The following is a 20193-nucleotide window of genomic DNA, read 5'->3' as shown; positions in this document are numbered from 1 at the left end:
GATACACTTTGCAGCCATTTCATGACTACTTATCTGTTACGTGCGTTTGCTTAAATCTTCCGGGGGATTAAGCTGGCGGCCGTTTTCGCCTATTGGAGTGCTCCATGTCTCGCCGTCTGCCTGTGATCCTGCTGCTTGTTTTGCTGCCGTTATGGCTGGCCGCCAGTTATGGCGCGCGTTATGGCTTCATGGAAGACGCGCAGTGGGTGGGTGTCTGCGTGGATGAGGCGAGCCGCTGGGAATGTCAGGTGCGGTCGAACCTGGGGTTGATGATTCACTTCAAGGTGTTGGGTTGGTCGGCAGTAGGTGCCGCAGTACTTGGTTTTGTGTTGCCGGGCCGGGCGGGGTGGTGGCTGGCGGTGCTGGCGCTGGTGCTGGGGTTTCCGGCGTTGGCGTTGTACAACACGACTTTGGCGGTGTTCGCGGTGGTGATTGCGGCTTTGCGGTTGGTTCGGGCGACTCGTAGCGCCTGATAAATAGCTATCGCGAGCAGGCTCACTCCTACAGGGATCTGTGTCATGCACAAATTCTGCGCTCACCAAAGATCAACTGTAGGAGTGAGCCTGCTCGCGATGGGATCGGTAAAGTTGTCGATGATTTCAGAGATGCGCACCTAGCAGTTCTGATAGTAGACAGTCGCCGCGATAACTCCGAGTCTAGCAATCCGCGCCCTCGGTATGAATCGGAGCCAGGCCATGACCGTCCAGCCAGAAAAATTGCTACGCCGCTATCAATACGATCCGCTGGATCGTGTAGCCGATTGCGCAACGCTGGATAGCGTCGGTATCCAGCGCTTTTATCAGAAAAAACGCTTGGCCACTGAGATCCAGGGGCAAATGCGATACTCGTTTTTTGCGCACGAGACGCAGCTGCTGGCGCAGCAACAGCAGCAGGCAAGTCAGGTCGGCTGTGCATTGCTGGCCACTGATCTTCAAAGTTCGGTTTTGAGCTCTGTTGCCGCCGAGCAGCATCAACGACCTGTTTATTCCCCCTATGGCCATCGCTCTCCCGGAAATGGTCTGATCAGTCTCCTTGGCTTCAACGGGGAGCGCAGAGATTCGGTGACCGGGCATTACTTGCTCGGCAATGGTCACCGCGCCTTTAATCCGGTGCTGATGCGATTCAACAGCCCGGACCGCTTGAGTCCGTTTGGGAAGGGCGGGGTGAATGCTTATGCGTATTGCCTTGGGGATCCCGTCAATATGGTAGATCCGAAGGGTGAATTTGGGTTTTTCGTTCGTGGAATAGAGCAGCTCGCGTCTGGGGCGGTATCTATCGGGCAGCGGATCGGTAAAAGGTTTCGGGGGGTAAACAATAGCGTTTCGAGTAAGTTTGAAAAACCGGTTTCAACTCAGGCAATGGCAGGAGCAGAGCTGACCGAAGTGTACGACGCGGGTGCAAAGTACAGGCTCGCAAAAGAACGAGCTCATCAGGTATTGGCAAGGATAGAAAAATTTGAACGATTCGCCGTGGCCAACGAATTTCCGGATTCTATTCAGTACAAGCTACCGAAGGAACAGTTGCCACTTATTAAAGCGTTCGACCAGGCAGATGATCATCTGACACGAGTGGCAGAAAGATATGTATCGAAGTATCCGAACGAGGAGCCGCATATTACTCAATTGGTGCAAATGGTTAGGGAGCAGTAATCGAATCTGTTTGTCCGCAGATTCGATCACTTCTGGAGCAAACTCATGCAACGTTGGTGGCAGTGCGAACCCGCAAACACCGCCACAACGCCACCACCATCAACCCACTCACCAGCGCCCATCCCCAGGCCTGCTGGTTCTGCAACCCTTCCACATACAGCTGCGGCGCAATACCTGCACCAATGATGAAAGTCAGCACAGCAATTTCACGCCGTGGCACGTTCACCGGGCGGCACAGGTAAATCAGCGCCGGCAGGATGAACGCGACGCTCGGGAAGCTGCGATAACGCGAGTCGAACACCAGTTCCAGCATCATCACGGCACCAGCAAAGCCCGCCGCAGCCACCAGCCAGCCTGCCCGACGCTCCAGCACCTCAAATGCCCGACCACGCCAGCCGGTACGGGCGCTCAAGGTCAGTGCCGCATGAGCCAGCACCAGTAGATTCAACGCCGTCAGCAACCCGACCCACAGCCATTCGCTGGCAAACCGCGTGGTGACCCGCGCCAGGTCGCCCCAGGCGCCAATCGAGCAGGCGGCGAGGGCGCCCAGCAGCGGTAAGACCAGCGCGGCACGAGTGCTGCGTACCCGACCGCCGAGGATCAGCGTGCCGAGGAAAATCACGCCACCCACCACCAGCCACTGCGACCAGTACGGCACGTTCGATACCGGGCCTGCCAGCACGCCCTTGTCCTGCCGGTCTGCATCGAACAGCCCCCAATAGCCGCCCACTGCACCTTCACTGGCGCGTTTCCATGGCTGGTCGAAGGCTTCGATCAGGTTGTAGTGCCAGCCTTGCTGCTCGGCCATGGCGACAAAACCGCGGATGAACTTGGCTTCATTGACCCTGCTCGGCAGGGCGGTCTCGCGCTGGCGGCCTTCACTCGGCCAGCCGGTTTCACCAATCATGACGTCCTTGGGCGCGAACTTGTTGCCGAACACTTGGCGCACTTCGGCCACGTGCTGCAGCGCGGCATCGATGTTCGAGGGATCATCTTCCCAGTACGGCAGCAAATGGATGGTCAGGAAGTCCACGGCCGGGGCGATTTCCGGGTGCTTGAGCCAGAATTCCCAGACGTCGGCATAGGTCACGGGCTGCTTGATCTGGCTCTTGACCTTGTAGATCAATTTGGCCAGTTGCGGGCCGGTGATTTCCTTGCGCAGCAGGACTTCATTGCCGACGATCACCGACGTCACCACGTCGGCGTTGGCCTTGGCCGACGCGATCAGCAGGTCGACTTCCTTCTCGGTGTCCACCGGATTGCTGTTAACCCAGGCACCGATCATCAGCTTCAGGCCGTGCTTGCGCGCCAGGTCGGGCAGGGCTTCGAGGCCGGTCATGGAGTAGGTGCGAATGCATTCGAAGCGCGTAGCGAGCAGCGCGAGGTCGGCGTCCATGCGCTCGGGACGCAATTTGAACGGCACGTCGAACGGCGACTGGTCTTTGTCGAACGGGGTGTAGGAGGCGCATTGCAGCTTGTGCGTGGCGCTGGCCACGTCCGGCAGGATCACCGGTTTGCCCAGGCCGTACCAGAAGCCTCCCAGGGCAAACAGCCCCAGCAGGCAAGCGAACAGATAAGCAAAAAAAGGAAAGCGCGAGGTCGCGGACATGGTCAGGCCGTCTGGGAGCAAAGCCGGGCATGTTACCTGCATTTGCCGTGCGCTTGGTGCCTCGCATGGTTTTGACATGCAATGTTCGGGCGGACTGGCACGTGCAGGCGGGGTGCCCGTCATTAATGGCGTTCTGATGTCGTTTCTCGATGGCTTGAGGTCGCTGGCAGAGCAGGTCGCGCACGGCGTCAGGTTGATTATCGAGGCATCAGTGCTCTCATTGAAAAATCGAGCTGATGATCGAACGAGCTGGCGGTGTGCGTGAAGGGGGCGCGGTGCACCAGAACAATACGTTGACGCGACTCGGCATCCGTCGAGCGCAGCACTTTCGGGGAAGTAACGATGAAGATGCGACGACTTTTAGGCGCGGGTGCCGCACTGGTGCTTGCGGTTGGCTCGACAATGGCCAATGCCGAGAGCAAGACCCTGAGCATCGGTTATGTCGACGGTTGGTCCGACAGCGTCGCGACCACTCATGTGGCGGCCGAAGTGATCAAGCAGAAACTCGGTTATGACGTGAAGCTGCAAGCGGTGGCGACCGGGATCATGTGGCAGGGTGTGGCCACCGGCAAACTCGACGCGATGCTCTCCGCCTGGCTGCCCGTGACCCACGGCGACTACTGGACCAAGAACAAGGATCAGGTGGTCGACTACGGTCCGAACTTCAAGGATGCGAAGATCGGCTTGATCGTGCCCGAATACGTAAAGGCCAAGTCGATTGAAGACCTCAAGACCGACGACAGCTTCAAGGGCCGTATCGTCGGCATCGACGCCGGTTCAGGCGTGATGCTCAAGACCGATCAGGCGATCAAGGATTACGGTCTGAGCAACTACACCCTCAAGGCCAGCTCCGGCGCTGGCATGATTGCCGAGCTGACCCGTGCCGAGAAGAAGAACGAATCCATTGCTGTCACCGGCTGGGTGCCCCACTGGATGTTCGCCAAGTGGAAACTGCGCTTCCTCGACGACCCGAAAGGCGTGTACGGCGCAGCTGAAACGGTGAACAGCATCGGCAGCAAAGAACTGGCAACCAAGGCACCGGAAGTGGCCAAGTTCCTGAAGAACTTCCAGTGGGCGTCGAAAGACGAAATCGGTGAAGTGATGCTGGCCATCCAGGATGGCGCCAAGCCTGATGCAGCGGCGAAGGCTTGGGTTGCCAAGCACCCGGAGCGCGTGGCTGACTGGACCAAATAACCCCAACACCGCAGGCCCCCTGTAGGAGTGAGCCTGCTCGCGATAGCAACCTGTCAGATGACATAACCGTCGACTGACACAACGCGATCGCGAGCAGGCTCACTCCTACATTTATTTGTGCATGCTTGAGATTGGCGATTCTGTCATGTCGTTCTAATACTAAGGTCGTCTGGAACCTGGCTCGCAGCCGCATAGAGTGGATAACGTTCCAACAATAATCTGTGCTGCGAGGATAAAAACAATGAACGACAGCATTTACCTCTCGATTCAAAACAGCCCGCGTTTCAAGGAGCTGGTTAGCAAGCGAGAAAAGTTCGCCTGGATTCTCTCGGCGATCATGCTTGGGCTTTACTCCGGATTCATCCTGCTGATCGCATACGGGCCGCATATTCTGGGCGCGAAGATCAGTCCTGAGTCATCCATTACCTGGGGCATACCGATCGGTGTGGGGCTGATCCTTTCTGCCTTCGTCCTGACCGGCATCTACGTAAAACGCGCCAATGGCGAATTCGACGACCTGAACAATGCGATTCTCAAGGAGGCTCAGCAATGATCCGGCGTCTAATGGCTCTATTGAGCATCGCAGCTTTCGCGCCTGGTGCGTGGGCGGCTGAAGCCCTGACCGGCGAAGTGGCCAGACAACCGCTGAACATCCCCGCGATCCTGATGTTCGTGGCGTTCGTCGGCGCGACTTTGTACATCACCTATTGGGCTTCGAAGAAAAACAACTCGGCAGCCGACTACTATGCGGCTGGCGGCAAGATCACCGGTTTTCAGAACGGCCTGGCGATTGCCGGTGACTACATGTCTGCGGCGTCCTTCCTGGGTATTTCCGCTCTGGTATTCAGCTCCGGCTACGATGGTCTGATCTACTCGATCGGCTTCCTGGTGGGCTGGCCGATCATTCTGTTCCTGATCGCCGAGCGCCTGCGTAACCTGGGTAAATATACGTTTGCCGACGTGGCGTCCTACCGCCTCGGGCAAACCCAGATTCGCTCGTTGTCCGCCTGCGGTTCGCTGGTGGTGGTGGCGTTCTACCTGATCGCGCAGATGGTGGGTGCCGGCAAGCTGATCCAGCTGCTGTTCGGCCTCGACTACCACGTTGCCGTGATCCTGGTCGGCGTCCTGATGTGCATGTACGTGCTGTTCGGCGGCATGCTGGCGACCACCTGGGTGCAGATCATCAAGGCAGTGCTGTTGCTGTCCGGTGCCTCGTTCATGGCGCTGATGGTGATGAAGCACGTCAACTTCGACTTCAACACCCTGTTCTCCGAGGCGATCAAGGTGCACGCCAAAGGTGAAGCGATCATGAGCCCGGGCGGCCTGGTGAAAGATCCAGTCTCGGCGTTCTCCCTGGGCCTGGCGCTGATGTTCGGTACCGCTGGCCTGCCGCACATCCTGATGCGCTTCTTCACCGTGAGTGACGCGAAGGAAGCTCGCAAGAGCGTGTTGTACGCCACCGGCTTCATTGGTTACTTCTACATCCTGACGTTCATCATCGGCTTCGGCGCGATCCTGCTGGTCAGCACCAACCCGGCGTTCAAAGATGCGGCTGGCGCGCTGTTGGGCGGCAACAACATGGCGGCGGTGCACCTGGCCAACGCAGTGGGCGGCAGTATTTTCCTCGGCTTCATTTCGGCGGTGGCTTTCGCGACCATCCTGGCGGTTGTAGCAGGTTTGACCCTGGCCGGTGCTTCGGCAGTGTCCCATGACCTGTATGCCAGCGTAATCAAGAAAGGCAAGGCGAACGAGAAAGACGAGATCCGCGTGTCGAAGATCACCACCATCGCTCTGGCGGTGCTGGCGATTGGCCTGGGTATCCTCTTCGAAAGCCAGAACATCGCGTTCATGGTGGGCCTGGCGTTCTCCATCGCGGCGAGCTGCAACTTCCCGGTACTGCTGCTTTCCATGTACTGGCAGAAGCTGACGACCCGTGGGGCGATGATCGGTGGCTGGTTGGGTCTGATCAGCGCTGTTGGCTTGATGATCCTGGGTCCAACCATCTGGGTGCAGATCCTGCATCACGAGAAGGCGATCTTCCCGTACGAGTACCCAGCGTTGTTCTCGATGATCATCGCGTTTGTGGGGATCTGGTTCTTCTCGATCACCGACAAATCGGCGGCTGCGGACAAGGAACGGGCGCTGTTCTACCCGCAGTTCGTACGTTCGCAGACGGGTCTGGGGGCGAGTGGGGCGGTTTCGCACTAAGAGCGTTGTAGGCTGTTAACAAATGCCCCGGTCGAGAGATCGGGGCATTTTTGTTTGTGCATGTGAAGCAAGATCAAAAGATCGCAGCCTTCGGCAGCTCCTACAGGGTGTGCGCCAATCCAATGTAGGAGCTGCCGAAGGCTGCGATCTTTTGATCTTCAATAAACAGCCCAAACAAAAACGGCCTCTATTCACATAGAGGCCGTTTCCGGTGCAACTCAAGACGTTATCGTAAGACAGGTCTTATTTGCGGTCTTCCAGCTTGGTAATGTCACGCGACTCGTAGCCGGTATACAACTGGCGCGGGCGGCCAATCTTGTACGGGCTGGAGAGCATTTCTTTCCAGTGGGAGATCCAGCCGACGGTCCGCGCCAGGGCGAAGATCACGGTGAACATGCTGGTTGGAATGCCGATCGCCTTGAGGATGATCCCCGAGTAGAAGTCGACGTTCGGGTACAGCGAGCGTTCGATGAAGTACGGGTCGGTGAGGGCGATCTCTTCCAGGCGCATGGCCAGTTCGAGTTGCGGATCATCGTTGATGCCCAGCTCTTTCAACACTTCGTCGCAGGTCTGCTTCATTACAGTCGCGCGAGGGTCGCGGTTCTTGTAAACGCGGTGACCGAAGCCCATCAACTTGAACGGATCGTTCTTGTCCTTGGCCTTGGCAATGAACTTGTCGATGTTCGACACGTCGCCAATTTCATCGAGCATGGTCAGCACGGCTTCGTTCGCGCCGCCGTGGGCAGGGCCCCACAGTGCGGCGATACCGGCGGCGATGCAGGCGAACGGGTTGGCACCCGAAGAGCCCGCCAGACGCACGGTGGAGGTCGACGCGTTCTGCTCGTGGTCGGCATGGAGGATGAAGATCTTGTCCATGGCCTTGGCGAGTACCGGGCTGATCGGTTTGATCTCGCACGGGGTGTTGAACATCATGTGCAGGAAGTTTTCCGCGTACGTCAGGTCGTTGCGCGGGTACATCATGGGTTGACCCATGGAGTACTTGTAAACCATCGCTGCCAGGGTCGGCATCTTGGCAACCAGGCGGATCGCGGAGATTTCGCGATGCTGCGGGTTATTGATGTCCAGGGAGTCGTGGTAGAAGGCCGAGAGGGCGCCGACTACACCGCACATGACGGCCATTGGGTGGGCGTCGCGACGGAAGCCGTTGAAGAAGGTCTTCAGCTGCTCGTGAACCATGGTGTGGTTCTTCACGGTGCTGACAAACTGGGCCTTCTGTTCTGCCGTCGGCAGTTCGCCGTTGAGCAGCAGATAGCAGGTTTCCAGATAGTCCGATTTTTCAGCCAGCTGTTCGATCGGGTAGCCGCGGTGCAACAGAATGCCGTTGTCGCCGTCGATATAGGTGATCTTCGACTCGCACGAGGCGGTCGACATGAAACCAGGGTCAAAGGTGAAACGGCCCGTGGCCGTCAGGCCCCGTACGTCGATAACATCGGGACCAACGGTGCCGGTTAAAATGGGCAGCTCGACGGGGGCTGCGCCCTCGATGATCAACTGCGCTTTTTTGTCAGCCATGTGGCCTCCTATTTATGCTTGAAATCATCAGACAGACCCCCCACGCAGGGCCCGCACCACTATAGTGAGATAAATTCAGATGTCAATTTGCCTAAAGTCTTGCCCCAGAAGGCTTTAACCCCACTTTTTCCTCGAAATTGCCTGCCATTTACGCCTTTTATCCAACTTGTGCAATGCGCTATTAGGGGAAGGTGAACGCGTTGTCATTAGTAGCCTAACTGTCTATACTCGGCCACCGACCGCCAGGGGCTTTTGGGCCTGCTTTATTGGGGGTCGCATCCCTGGGTGGTGGTTACCTGACCAGTGCACTCCCCAACAACTTTGCCCTGATTGTTAGGGGCTCTTCAGTGTGAAAAAAAGCCGTGAAAAGCCAACGACCTGTAAACCTAGACCTAAGGACCATCAAACTCCCCATCACCGGCGTTACGTCGTTTCTTCACCGTGTTTCCGGCATCATCCTCTTCCTGGGCCTTGGCTTCATGCTTTATGCATTGGGCAAATCCCTGGGTTCCGAGGAAGGTTTTGCCGACGTGAAGGCAACCTTGACCAGTCCTCTGGCCAAGTTCGTAGCATGGGGTCTCCTGTCCTCTCTTCTGTATCACCTGGTAGCCGGTGTGCGCCATTTGATCATGGACATGGGCATCGGTGAGACGCTGGAAGGCGGCAAGCTGGGCTCGAAAATCATTATCGCCGTGTCTGCGGTGTTGATCGTTCTGGCGGGAGTTTGGATATGGTAACCAGCGTTACGAACCTGTCGCGTTCAGGCCTCTATGACTGGATGGCACAGCGTGTGTCTGCGGTCGTTCTCGCGGCTTATTTCATTTTCCTGATCGGATACCTCGCAGCGAACCCGGGCATTGGCTACGACCAGTGGCATGGCCTGTTCGCCCACAACGGGATGCGTATCTTCAGTCTGCTGGCCCTCGTTGCCCTGGGCGCTCACGCCTGGGTCGGGATGTGGACCATCGCGACCGACTACCTGACGCCGATGGCGCTGGGCAAGTCCGCGACTGCAGTACGTTTCCTTTTCCAGGCAGTATGCGGCGTTACGATGTTCGCCTACTTCGTCTGGGGTGTGCAGATTCTTTGGGGTATCTGAGTCATGGCTAACATTCCAACGATTTCTTTCGACGCCATCATCATTGGTGGTGGCGGTGCCGGCATGCGCGCAGCGCTGCAACTGGCCCAGGGCGGTCACAAGACTGCCGTGATCACCAAGGTGTTCCCGACCCGTTCGCACACCGTTTCGGCCCAGGGTGGCATTACTTGCGCCATCGCTTCCGCCGATCCAAACGATGACTGGCGCTGGCACATGTACGATACCGTCAAGGGTTCCGACTACATCGGTGACCAGGACGCTATCGAATACATGTGTCAGGAAGGCCCGGCTGCCGTTTACGAGCTGGACCACATGGGCATGCCGTTCTCGCGTACCGAGCAAGGCCGCATCTACCAGCGTCCGTTCGGCGGCCAGTCGAAGGATTACGGTAAAGGCGGGCAGGCTGCCCGTACTTGCGCCGCTTCCGACCGTACCGGTCACGCGCTGCTGCACACCCTTTATCAGGGCAACCTGAAAGCCGGTACCGTGTTCCTTAACGAGTACTACGCTGTCGATCTGGTGAAGAACCAGGACGGCGCGTTCGTCGGTGTGATCGCGATCTGCATCGAAACCGGTGAAACCAGCTATATCCGCGCCAAGGCTACCGTCCTGGCGACCGGTGGTGCCGGTCGTATCTACGCTTCCACTACCAATGCCCTGATCAACACCGGTGACGGCGTTGGCATGGCCCTGCGTGCTGGCGTGCCGGTACAAGACATCGAAATGTGGCAGTTCCACCCGACCGGCATCGCCGGCGCCGGTGTACTGGTTACCGAAGGTTGCCGTGGTGAAGGTGGTTACCTCATCAACAAGCACGGCGAGCGTTTCATGGAGCGTTACGCTCCGAACGCCAAGGACCTTGCCGGTCGTGACGTGGTTGCCCGTTCGATGGTTAAAGAAATCATCGCCGGCAACGGTTGCGGTCCGAATGGCGACCACGTGATGCTCAAACTCGACCACCTGGGCGAGGAAGTGCTGCACAGCCGTCTGCCAGGCATCTGCGAACTGTCGAAGACTTTCGCTCACGTTGACCCGGTTGTTGCTCCGGTTCCGGTTGTTCCGACTTGCCACTATATGATGGGCGGCGTGCCGACCAACATTCACGGCCAGGCGATCACCCAGAACGCCGAAGGCGTGGACGAAATCATCCATGGCCTGTTCGCGGTAGGCGAAGTGGCTTGCGTATCGGTTCACGGTGCCAACCGTCTGGGCGGCAACTCGTTGCTCGACCTGGTGGTATTCGGTCGTGCAGCCGGCCTGCACCTGGAAAAAGCCCTGACCGACGGTATCGAATACGACGACGCCACCGATGCAGACATCGAAGCGGCCCTGTCGCGTCTGTCCGCACTGAACAGCCGTACCGATGGCGAAGACGTGGCAACCCTGCGTCGCGAGCTGCAAAGCTGCATGCAGAACTACTTCGGTGTATTCCGTACCGGCGAATACATGCAGAAGGGTATTGCCCAGCTGGCTGACCTGCGCGTGCGCATCGGCAACGTCAAGATCAACGACAAGTCCCAGGCGTTCAACACCGCGCGTATCGAAGCGCTGGAGTTGCAAAACCTGCTGGAAGTGGCCGAAGCCACTGCCATCGCTGCCGAAGTGCGTAAAGAGTCCCGTGGTGCTCACGCCCGTGAAGACTTCGAAGACCGCGACGACGAAAACTGGTTGTGCCACACCCTGTACTTCCCGGGTGACAAGCGCGTGACCAAGCGTGCCGTGAACTTCTCGCCGAAAACTGTTCCGACTTTTGAACCTAAGATTCGGACTTATTAAGGGTGGCTGCCATGTTGAAAGTCAGCGTTTATCGTTACAACCCTGATCAGGACGCCGCGCCGTTCATGCAGGAATTCCAGGTCGATACCGGTGGTAAAGACCTGATGGTGCTGGACGTGCTGGCCCTGATCAAAGAGCAGGACGAGGGTTTCTCCTATCGTCGCTCTTGCCGTGAAGGTGTTTGCGGTTCCGACGGCATGAACATCAACGGCAAAAACGGCCTGGCGTGCGTTACGCCATTGTCCGCTGTCGTAAAAGGTAACAAGTTGGTCGTTCGTCCGCTGCCAGGTTTGCCGGTTATCCGTGACCTGGTCGTCGATATGAGCATCTTCTACAAGCAATACGAGAAGGTTAAGCCTTACCTGCAGAACGACACGCCGGCTCCGGCCATCGAGCGTCTGCAGTCCCCTGAAGAGCGTGAAAAGCTCGACGGTCTGTACGAGTGCATCCTGTGCGCTTGCTGCTCGACTTCGTGCCCGTCCTTCTGGTGGAACCCGGACAAGTTCCTGGGTCCAGCTGCCCTGCTGCAAGCGTACCGCTTCCTGGCAGACAGCCGTGACACCAAGACGTCCGAGCGTCTGGCTTCGCTGGATGACCCGTTCAGCGTATTCCGCTGCCGCGGGATCATGAACTGCGTCAACGTATGTCCGAAAGGCCTGAACCCGACTAAGGCCATCGGTCACATCCGTAACATGCTTCTGCAAAGCGGCGTGTGATACAGCTGTAAAACCGCAGCACCGCTGTACCCGTAGATGCTGCGGCGCAGGCTTCAACCGGCGCCGTAGTTTTAACCTGAGCAGCAGCCCACAAGGCTGCAGCTCTTATTTTGAAGAAATGAGACAAGCAGGGGCATCCGGGCTGGTACCCGGACTATCAGCGTGATCCAAGGTGGCTTGTTTTAGTCGCTGCATTCGGACTTCTGCAAGCGTGCTCGGTGTCGACGCCGGTGGTGTTCCCCTAACCGAGGGTGACCAAGCATGCAAGAAAGCGTGATGCAGCGCATGTGGAACAGCGCCTACCTTTCCGGTAGTAACGCTGCCTATGTGGAAGAGCTCTACGAGCTCTACCTGCACGACCCTAACGCTGTGCCAGAAGAGTGGCGCACCTACTTTCAGAAGTTGCCTGCTGACGGCAACACTGCCACCGATGTTTCGCACTCCACGATTCGCGATCATTTCGTCTTGCTGGCAAAGAACCAGCGCCGCGCCCAACCGGTTTCCGCCGGGAGCGTGAGCAGTGAGCACGAGAAGAAGCAAGTTGAAGTGCTGCGATTGATCCAGGCCTACCGTATGCGTGGCCACCAGGCAGCCCAGCTTGACCCGCTGGGGCTGTGGCAGCGTCCTGCACCTGCAGACCTGTCGATCAATCATTACGGCTTGACCAATGCCGATCTTGATACGACCTTCCGTGCCGGCGACCTGTTCATCGGCAAAGAGGAGGCGAGCCTACGCGAAATTCACGAAGCGTTGCAGCAGACATATTGCCGCACCATCGGCGCTGAATTCACGCACATCACCGATTCCGAGCAGCGCCAGTGGTTCCAGCAGCGTCTGGAAAGCGTACGCGGCCGTCCGACCTACTCCGCCGACATCAAGAGCCATCTGCTCGAGCGCGTCACCGCCGGCGAAGGCCTGGAAAAATACCTGGGTACCAAATACCCGGGTACCAAGCGTTTCGGCCTGGAAGGCGGCGAGAGCCTGATTCCGATGCTCGACGAGCTGATCCAGCGTTCCGGTTCGTATGGCACCAAGGAAATCGTCATCGGCATGGCCCACCGTGGTCGTCTGAACGTACTGGTCAACACCTTCGGCAAGAACCCGCGCGAGCTGTTCGACGAGTTCGAAGGCAAGAAGAAGGTCGAGCTGGGTTCCGGTGACGTTAAATACCACCAGGGCTTCTCGTCCAACGTGATGACCACCGGCGGTGAAGTTCACCTGGCCATGGCGTTCAACCCGTCCCACCTGGAAATCGTTTCCCCGGTGGTCGAGGGTTCGGTTCGCGCCCGTCAGGATCGTCGTAACGATCCTACCGGTGAGAAGGTTCTGCCGATCTCCATCCACGGTGACGCGGCATTCGCCGGTCAGGGCGTGGTGATGGAAACCTTCCAGATGTCGCAGACCCGCGGTTTCAAGACCGGCGGTACCGTGCACATCGTGATCAACAACCAGGTTGGTTTCACCATCAGCAACCCGCTGGACTCGCGTTCCACCGAGTACGCGACCGACGTTGCGAAAATGATCCAGGCGCCGATCCTCCATGTAAATGGTGATGATCCGGAAGCCGTATTGTTCGTGACCCAGCTGGCCATCGACTACCGCATGCAGTTCAAGCGTGACGTGGTGATCGACCTGGTCTGCTACCGTCGTCGCGGCCACAACGAGGCCGACGAGCCAAGCGGCACCCAGCCGATCATGTATCAGCAGATCACCAAGCAGCGCACTACCCGTGAGCTGTACGCTGATCGCCTGACCCAGGGCGGTGTGCTCGACGCAGAACGTGTTCAGGCGAAAGTCGACGAATATCGCAACGCGCTGGACAACGGCCTGCACGTAGTAAAAAGCCTGGTCAAAGAGCCGAACAAAGAGTTGTTCGTGGACTGGCGTCCGTATCTGGGCCACGCCTGGACCGCGCGTCACGACACTCGTTTCGATCTGAAGACTTTGCAGGAACTGTCCGCCAAGCTGCTGGAAATTCCGGAAGGCTTCGTGGTTCAGCGCCAGGTTTCGAAGATCTACGAAGACCGTCAGAAAATGCAAGTCGGCGGCCTGCCGATCAACTGGGGTTACGCCGAAACCATGGCGTACGCGACCCTGGCGTTCGAAGGTCACCCGATCCGCATGACGGGCCAGGACATCGGTCGCGGTACGTTCTCGCACCGTCACGCTGTCTTGCACAACCAGAAAGACGCGGGTACCTACATCCCGCTGCAAAACCTGTACAACGGCCAGCCGCGTTTCGACCTGTACGATTCGTTCCTGTCCGAAGAAGCCGTTCTGGCGTTCGAATACGGTTACTCGACCACCACGCCTGAGGCGCTGGTGATCTGGGAAGCCCAGTTCGGCGACTTCGCCAACGGTGCCCAGGTGGTTATCGACCAGTTCATCACCAGTGGCGAGCACAAGTGGGGCCGTCTCTGCGGTCTGACCATGCTGCTGCCGCACGGTTATGAAGGTCAGGGTCCGGAGCACTCGTCGGCTCGTCTGGAGCGTTACCTGCAGCTGTGCGCCGAGCACAACATCCAGGTAGCCGTACCGACTACACCAGCTCAGATCTACCACTTGCTGCGTCGCCAGGTGATCCGTCCGCTGCGCAAGCCGTTGATCGTGCTGACTCCGAAGTCGCTGCTGCGTCACAAACTGGCCGTATCGACCCTGGAAGATCTGGCCGAAGGTTCGTTCCAGACCGTGATCCCGGAAATCGATGCACTGGACCCGAAAAAGGTCGAGCGCGTTGTTCTGTGTAGCGGCAAGGTCTACTACGACCTGCTGGAAAAACGCCGTGCCGAAGGTCGTGACGACATCGCCGTCGTGCGCATCGAGCAGCTGTACCCATTCCCTGAGGACGACTTGAACGAAGTCCTGGCTCCGTACACCAACCTCAAACATATCGTTTGGTGTCAGGAAGAGCCGATGAACCAGGGTGCCTGGTACTGCAGCCAGCACCACATGCGTCGCATCGTGGGCAATCACAACAAGGCACTCGTCCTCGAGTACGCCGGCCGTGATGCTTCCGCTGCACCTGCTTGTGGTTATGCGTCGATGCACGCCGAACAGCAGGAAAAACTGCTGAAAGACGCCTTTACTGTTTAACGCCTTCGCGCACCTGAAACCGAATTTAAGGACCCACAGATAATGGCTATCGAAATCAAAGCCCCCACTTTCCCGGAATCGGTTGCCGATGGCACCGTTGCCACCTGGCACAAACAACCGGGCGACGCTGTAAAGCGTGATGACCTGATTGTCGACATCGAAACCGACAAGGTTGTCCTGGAAGTGTTGGCTACCGCTGACGGCGTGCTGGGCGCAATCGTCAAGAACGAAGGCGACACCGTTCTGTCCGACGAAGTCCTGGGCTCGATCGAAGCGGGCGGCGCTGCTGCCGCTCCAGCCGCTGCCGCTGCTGCTCCGGCCGCTGCACAGGCTGCTGCTCCGGCTGCCGAAGGCGAAGACGATCCGGTTGCTGCCCCGGCCGCGCGCAAGCTGGCTGAAGAGAACGGCATCAACATCGCTTCCGTTGCCGGCACTGGCAAAGGCGGTCGTGTGACCAAGGAAGACGTGGTCGCTGCTGTTGCCGCGAAGAAATCCGCTCCGGCTGCCGCGCCTGCCAAGGCTGCAGCTCCAGCTGCCGCTGCTCCTGTGTTCGCCGCTGGCGACCGCATCGAGAAGCGCGTACCGATGACCCGCGTTCGCGCTACCGTGGCCAAGCGCCTGGTTGAAGCGCAATCGAACATGGCGATGCTGACCACTTTCAACGAAGTCGACATGACTGAAGTCATGGCCCTGCGTTCGAAGTACAAGGACCTGTTCGAGAAGAGCCATAACGGCGTGCGCCTGGGCTTCATGTCGTTCTTCGTCAAGGCTGCCACCGAAGCGCTGAAACGCTTCCCGGCTGTCAACGCGTCGATCGACGGTGCCGACATCGTTTACCACGGCTACGCCGACGTTGGTGTTGCTGTGTCCAGCGACCGTGGTCTGGTTGTACCGGTCTTGCGTAACGCTGAACTGATGAGCCTGGCTGAAATCGAAGGCGGCATCGCCGCTTTCGGCAAGAAGGCCCGTGACGGCAAATTGTCCATGGACGAAATGACCGGCGGCACCTTTACCATCACCAACGGTGGTACCTTCGGTTCGATGATGTCGACTCCGATCGTCAACCCGCCGCAAGCGGCCATCCTGGGCATGCACAACATTCTGCAGCGTCCGATGGCGATCAACGGTCAGGTCGTTATCCGTCCGATGATGTACCTGGCTCTGTCCTACGATCACCGCCTGATCGATGGCAAAGAAGCTGTGACCTTCCTGGTTACCATCAAGAACCTGCTGGAAGACCCGGCTCGTTTGCTGCTGGATATCTGATAGAAGCAGCCACAGGGTTCAAGCCATCAGCTGCAAAATATTGCAGCCTGGCTTGAGGCTTGTGGCTTCAAGCTTGTTGCCAAAAGAGGATTTTTGAATGTCGCAGAAATTTGACGTAGTAGTGATCGGCGCTGGCCCTGGCGGCTATGTGGCTGCCATCAAGGCAGCGCAGCTGGGTCTGACGACGGCCTGCATCGAGAAGTACACCGACAAGGAAGGCAAACTGGCACTGGGCGGCACTTGCCTGAACGTCGGCTGCATTCCATCCAAGGCGCTGCTGGACAGCTCCTGGAAGTACAAGGAAGCCAAAGAAGGCTTCGCGATCCACGGTATCAATCACGCTGGCGTGACCATGGACGTGGCCGCAATGGTTGGCCGTAAAGCCAACATCGTCAAAGGCCTGACCTCTGGCGTTGCCACCCTGTTCAAGGCTAACGGCGTTACTTCCCTGCAAGGCCACGGCAAACTGCTGGCCGGCAAGAAAGTCGAGCTGACCAAGCCAGACGGCACCGTGGAAATTATCGAAGCCGAGAACGTGATCCTGGCTTCCGGCTCGCGTCCTATCGACATTCCACCGGCTCCGGTTGACCAGAACGTGATCGTCGATTCGACTGGCGCGCTGGAATTCCAATCGGTTCCTAAGCGCCTGGGCGTGATCGGCGCTGGCGTGATCGGTCTGGAACTGGGTTCGGTATGGTCCCGCCTGGGCTCTGAAGTCGTGGTTCTGGAAGCACTGGAGAAGTTCCTGCCAGCCGCTGACGAAGCGGTTTCCAAGGAAGCCTTCAAGACCCTGACCAAACAAGGCCTGGACATCAAGCTGGGCGCTCGCGTCACCGGCTCGAAAGTGAACGGCGACGAAGTCGTGGTGAACTATACCGATGCCAACGGCGAACAGAACATCACGTTCGACAAGCTGATCGTTGCCGTTGGTCGCCGTCCAGTGACCACCGAGCTGCTGGCAGCTGACAGCGGTGTGAACATCGACGAACGTGGCTTCGTTTTCGTTGACGACCAGTGCGCCACCAGCGTACCGGGCGTTTACGCAATCGGCGACGTGGTTCGCGGCATGATGCTGGCGCACAAGGCGTCCGAAGAAGGCATCATGGTGGTTGAGCGCATCAAGGGCCACAAAGCCCAAATCAACTATGACCTGATTCCGTCGGTTATTTATACTCACCCGGAAATCGCTTGGGTTGGCAAAACCGAGCAGGTGTTGAAAGCCGAAGGCGTTGAAGTTAACGTCGGCACTTTCCCGTTCGCAGCTTCCGGCCGTGCCATGGCAGCCAACGATACCGGTGGTTTCGTCAAGGTCATCGCCGATGCCAAGACTGACCGCGTATTGGGCGTCCACGTGATTGGCCCGAGCGCTGCAGAACTGGTTCAGCAGGGCGCGATCGGTATGGAATTCGGCACCAGCGCTGAAGACCTGGGCATGATGGTTTTCTCCCATCCGACCCTGTCCGAAGCCTTGCACGAAGCAGCTTTGGCAGTGAATGGCGGCGCCATCCACATTGCCAACCGCAAGAAGCGTTAAGACAAGACAATAAGAAACCACGGCGGATGGCCCGTCGTGAGCCTTGCGTGCAAGACTCACCGCGGAATTTCCGCCGGACGCAGCCTTGCGTAGTCTCACCGGTTATCCGGAACACCTACGCAAGCAGCAGTCACAGGTGGTGCGGCACTGAACAAGTGCAGCACCGAATGCGCAGTACCTAACGAAGACGGTAATAAGCATGAATCTTCACGAGTATCAGGGTAAGCAGCTGTTCGCTGAATACGGCCTGCCAGTATCCCAGGGTTTCGCCGTAGACACCCCGGAAGCAGCAGCAGAAGCGTGCGACAAGATCGGCGGGACCGAGTGGGTTGTCAAAGCCCAGGTTCACGCAGGTGGTCGCGGTAAAGCGGGCGGCGTTAAGCTGGTTCGCAGCAAAGAAGACGCCAAAGCATTCGCTCAACAGTGGTTGGGCAAGCGTCTGGTGACTTACCAGACTGATGCCAACGGTCAGCCAGTCACCAAGATCCTGGTTGAATCGTGCACTGACATCGCCAAAGAGCTGTACCTGGGCGCTGTTGTTGACCGTTCGAGCCGTCGTATCGTGTTCATGGCTTCCACCGAAGGTGGCGTGGACATCGAGAAAATCGCTCACGATACTCCTGAGAAAATCCTCAAGGCCACTATCGATCCACTGGTTGGCGCTCAGCCATTCCAGGGTCGCGAGCTGGCTTTCCAGCTGGGTCTGGAAGGCAAGCAAGTTGCCCAGTTCGCCAAGATCTTCGTAGGTCTGGCCAAACTGTTCCAGGATCACGATCTGGCCCTGCTGGAAGTGAACCCGCTGGTGATCAAGGCTGACGGCGATCTGCATTGCCTCGACGCGAAGATCAACATCGACGCCAACGCCATGTACCGTCAGCCTAAGCTGAAGACTTTCCACGATCCGTCGCAAGACGATCCGCGCGAAGCGCACGCTGCCAAGTTCGAACTGAACTACGTGGCACTGGAAGGCAACATCGGTTGCATGGTCAACGGTGCTGGCCTGGCCATGGGTACCATGGACATCGTCAACCTGCATGGCGGCAAACCAGCCAACTTCCTCGACGTGGGCGGCGGTGCTACCAAAGAACGCGTTACCGAAGCGTTCAAGATCATCCTGTCCGACACTAACGTCGCTGCAGTACTGGTCAACATCTTCGGCGGCATCGTTCGTTGCGACATGATTGCCGAAGGCATCATCGGTGCAGTGAAAGAAGTCGGCGTGAAAATCCCGGTTGTTGTTCGCCTTGAAGGCAACAACGCTGAGCTGGGCGCTAAAGTACTGGCAGAAAGCGGTTTGAACATCATCGCTGCTACCAGCCTGACCGACGCTGCTCAACAAGTCGTTAAAGCTGCGGAGGGCAAATAATGAGCGTCCTGATCAATAAAGACACCAAAGTTATCTGCCAGGGTATTACCGGTTCGCAAGGTAGTTTCCACACCCAGCAAGCCATCGAATACGGCACCAAGATGGTTGGTGGCGTAACTCCTGGCAAAGGCGGCACCGAGCACCTGGGCCTGCCAGTGTTCAACACCGTGAAAGACGCTGTAGCTGCTACTGGCGCCACCGCCAGCGTCATCTACGTTCCAGCTCCTTTCTGCAAGGACTCGATCCTGGAAGCTGCTTTCGGCGGCATCAAGCTGATCGTCTGCATCACCGAAGGCATTCCTACCCTGGACATGCTGGACGCTAAAGTTAAGTGCGACGAGCTGGGTGTTACCCTGATCGGCCCTAACTGCCCAGGCGTGATCACCCCAGGCGAATGCAAGATCGGCATCATGCCGGGTCACATTCACTTGCCAGGCAAGGTCGGTATCGTTTCGCGTTCCGGCACCCTGACCTACGAAGCTGTGAAGCAGACTACTGACGCCGGTTTCGGTCAGTCGACTTGCGTCGGCATCGGTGGTGACCCGATCCCGGGTTCGAACTTCATCGACATCCTGAAGCTGTTCCAGGAAGACCCGAAGACCGAAGCGATCGTAATGATCGGTGAGATCGGCGGTTCGGCTGAAGAAGAAGCGGCTGCCTACATCAAGGCACACGTGACCAAGCCGGTTGTTTCCTACATCGCTGGTGTGACTGCCCCTGCGGGCAAGCGCATGGGCCATGCTGGCGCAATCATCTCTGGCGGCAAAGGCACTGCAGACGAGAAGTTTGCTGCCCTGGAAGACGCAGGCGTGAAAACCGTGCGTTCGCTGGCAGACATCGGCAAGGCTCTGTCCGAGCTGACCGGTTGGGCTGTCAAGTAAGCTTCGCGCTTAGCTGACGCTCTACAAACAAAGGCCACCTTCGGGTGGCCTTTGTTGTTTGTGAAGATCAAAAGATCGCAGCCTCGTTGCACTCGACAGCTCCTACAGCTGGAATCCAATCTCCTGTAGGAGCTGTCGAGTGCAACGAGGCTGCGATCTTTTGACTTTTATATATGTAAACGCGACACAGAAATGTCGCAGATCGGATACTTCGCCCCCTAACAGTGCGTTTGCCACGCAAATTCGTTAGTCTAGCCGCCATTTTGCGT

The 20193-nt window shown here is 58.0% G+C and carries 16 protein-coding genes; 14 read left to right on the top strand and 2 right to left on the bottom strand.

The features are described 5' to 3' along the window. The first annotated feature begins 104 nt into the window (after window positions 1–104). Together ACYZTK_RS07525 and ACYZTK_RS07520 are read left to right on the top strand one after the other, a co-directional pair. Window positions 105–473, top strand: coding sequence for a hypothetical protein (locus ACYZTK_RS07525; protein WP_462013851.1), 369 nt, complete (start codon window positions 105–107; stop codon window positions 471–473). A 222-nt stretch (window positions 474–695) separates the two neighbouring features. Beyond that, window positions 696–1649, top strand: coding sequence for an RHS repeat-associated core domain-containing protein (locus ACYZTK_RS07520; RefSeq protein ID WP_462013850.1), 954 nt, complete (start codon window positions 696–698; stop codon window positions 1647–1649). 43 nt (window positions 1650–1692) lie between these two features. On the opposite strand, the gene ACYZTK_RS07515 is transcribed toward ACYZTK_RS07520, so the two are convergent. After that, window positions 1693–3300: a glycoside hydrolase family 17 protein gene (locus ACYZTK_RS07515; RefSeq protein WP_462013849.1), complete on the bottom strand. Its 1608-nt coding sequence runs from the start codon at window positions 3298–3300 to the stop codon at window positions 1693–1695. Window positions 3301–3600: 300 nt separating this feature from the next. Here ACYZTK_RS07515 and ACYZTK_RS07510 point away from each other — a divergent pair, with 300 nt between their 5' ends. The 3 genes from ACYZTK_RS07510 (at window position 3601) to ACYZTK_RS07500 (ending at window position 6660) form a co-directional block, all read left to right on the top strand. Then, window positions 3601–4452 (top strand): glycine betaine ABC transporter substrate-binding protein, encoded by an 852-nt coding sequence (locus tag ACYZTK_RS07510; protein WP_462013848.1) that lies wholly within the window; start codon window positions 3601–3603, stop codon window positions 4450–4452. Window positions 4453–4693: 241 nt separating this feature from the next. Continuing rightward, entirely contained in the window at window positions 4694–5005 is a 312-nt protein-coding gene (locus tag ACYZTK_RS07505; protein WP_402811169.1) for a DUF485 domain-containing protein, read from the top strand. Continuing rightward, window positions 5002–6660 carry a cation acetate symporter gene (locus tag ACYZTK_RS07500; RefSeq protein ID WP_462013847.1) on the top strand — a complete coding sequence of 553 codons (1659 nt, stop codon included), beginning with the start codon at window positions 5002–5004 and terminating at the stop codon, window positions 6658–6660. The genes ACYZTK_RS07505 and ACYZTK_RS07500 overlap by 4 nt, the downstream gene beginning before the upstream one ends. Before the next feature lie 243 nt (window positions 6661–6903). Here ACYZTK_RS07500 and gltA read toward each other — a convergent pair whose 3' ends face one another. Continuing rightward, on the bottom strand, window positions 6904–8193 hold the full coding sequence (gene gltA / locus ACYZTK_RS07495) for a citrate synthase (RefSeq protein ID WP_157711724.1): 1290 nt from the start codon (window positions 8191–8193) through the stop codon (window positions 6904–6906). Between the two features lie 362 nt (window positions 8194–8555). Between gltA and sdhC the strand changes: the two genes are divergently transcribed. The 9 genes from sdhC to sucD all read left to right on the top strand — a co-directional run bounded on the left by sdhC (window position 8556) and on the right by sucD (window position 19924). Then, entirely contained in the window at window positions 8556–8930 is a 375-nt protein-coding gene (sdhC, locus tag ACYZTK_RS07490; RefSeq protein WP_310843396.1) for a succinate dehydrogenase, cytochrome b556 subunit, read from the top strand. Continuing rightward, entirely contained in the window at window positions 8924–9292 is a 369-nt protein-coding gene (gene sdhD / locus ACYZTK_RS07485; protein ID WP_462013846.1) for a succinate dehydrogenase, hydrophobic membrane anchor protein, read from the top strand. Before sdhC ends, sdhD begins: the two co-directional genes overlap by 7 nt. A gap of 3 nt (window positions 9293–9295) precedes the next feature. Next, window positions 9296–11068, top strand: a complete 1773-nt coding sequence (sdhA, locus tag ACYZTK_RS07480) for a succinate dehydrogenase flavoprotein subunit (protein WP_462013845.1) — start codon at window positions 9296–9298, stop codon at window positions 11066–11068. A gap of 11 nt (window positions 11069–11079) precedes the next feature. Then, a complete protein-coding gene (locus ACYZTK_RS07475) occupies window positions 11080–11784 on the top strand; it encodes a succinate dehydrogenase iron-sulfur subunit (RefSeq protein ID WP_045057758.1) in 705 nt (234 codons plus the stop codon). A gap of 261 nt (window positions 11785–12045) precedes the next feature. Then, complete coding sequence (locus tag ACYZTK_RS07470) at window positions 12046–14877, top strand: 2-oxoglutarate dehydrogenase E1 component (protein ID WP_462013844.1); 2832 nt, start codon at window positions 12046–12048, stop codon at window positions 14875–14877. A 42-nt stretch (window positions 14878–14919) separates the two neighbouring features. After that, window positions 14920–16143 carry a 2-oxoglutarate dehydrogenase complex dihydrolipoyllysine-residue succinyltransferase gene (odhB, locus tag ACYZTK_RS07465; RefSeq protein ID WP_462013843.1) on the top strand — a complete coding sequence of 408 codons (1224 nt, stop codon included), beginning with the start codon at window positions 14920–14922 and terminating at the stop codon, window positions 16141–16143. A gap of 97 nt (window positions 16144–16240) precedes the next feature. After that, the gene (lpdA, locus tag ACYZTK_RS07460; protein ID WP_462013842.1) at window positions 16241–17677 is read left to right on the top strand and encodes a dihydrolipoyl dehydrogenase; all 1437 of its coding nucleotides are present in this window, start codon (window positions 16241–16243) and stop codon (window positions 17675–17677) included. Between the two features lie 199 nt (window positions 17678–17876). Further along, window positions 17877–19043 carry an ADP-forming succinate--CoA ligase subunit beta gene (gene sucC, locus ACYZTK_RS07455; protein WP_045057762.1) on the top strand — a complete coding sequence of 389 codons (1167 nt, stop codon included), beginning with the start codon at window positions 17877–17879 and terminating at the stop codon, window positions 19041–19043. Then, a complete protein-coding gene (sucD, locus tag ACYZTK_RS07450) occupies window positions 19043–19924 on the top strand; it encodes a succinate--CoA ligase subunit alpha (RefSeq protein ID WP_010166265.1) in 882 nt (293 codons plus the stop codon). Before sucC ends, sucD begins: the two co-directional genes overlap by 1 nt. Window positions 19925–20193 lie beyond the last annotated feature (269 nt).

The sequence above is a fragment of the Pseudomonas sp. LB3P31 genome (assembly GCF_054897945.1).
This window is presented reverse-complemented; position numbering and strand designations above follow the sequence as displayed.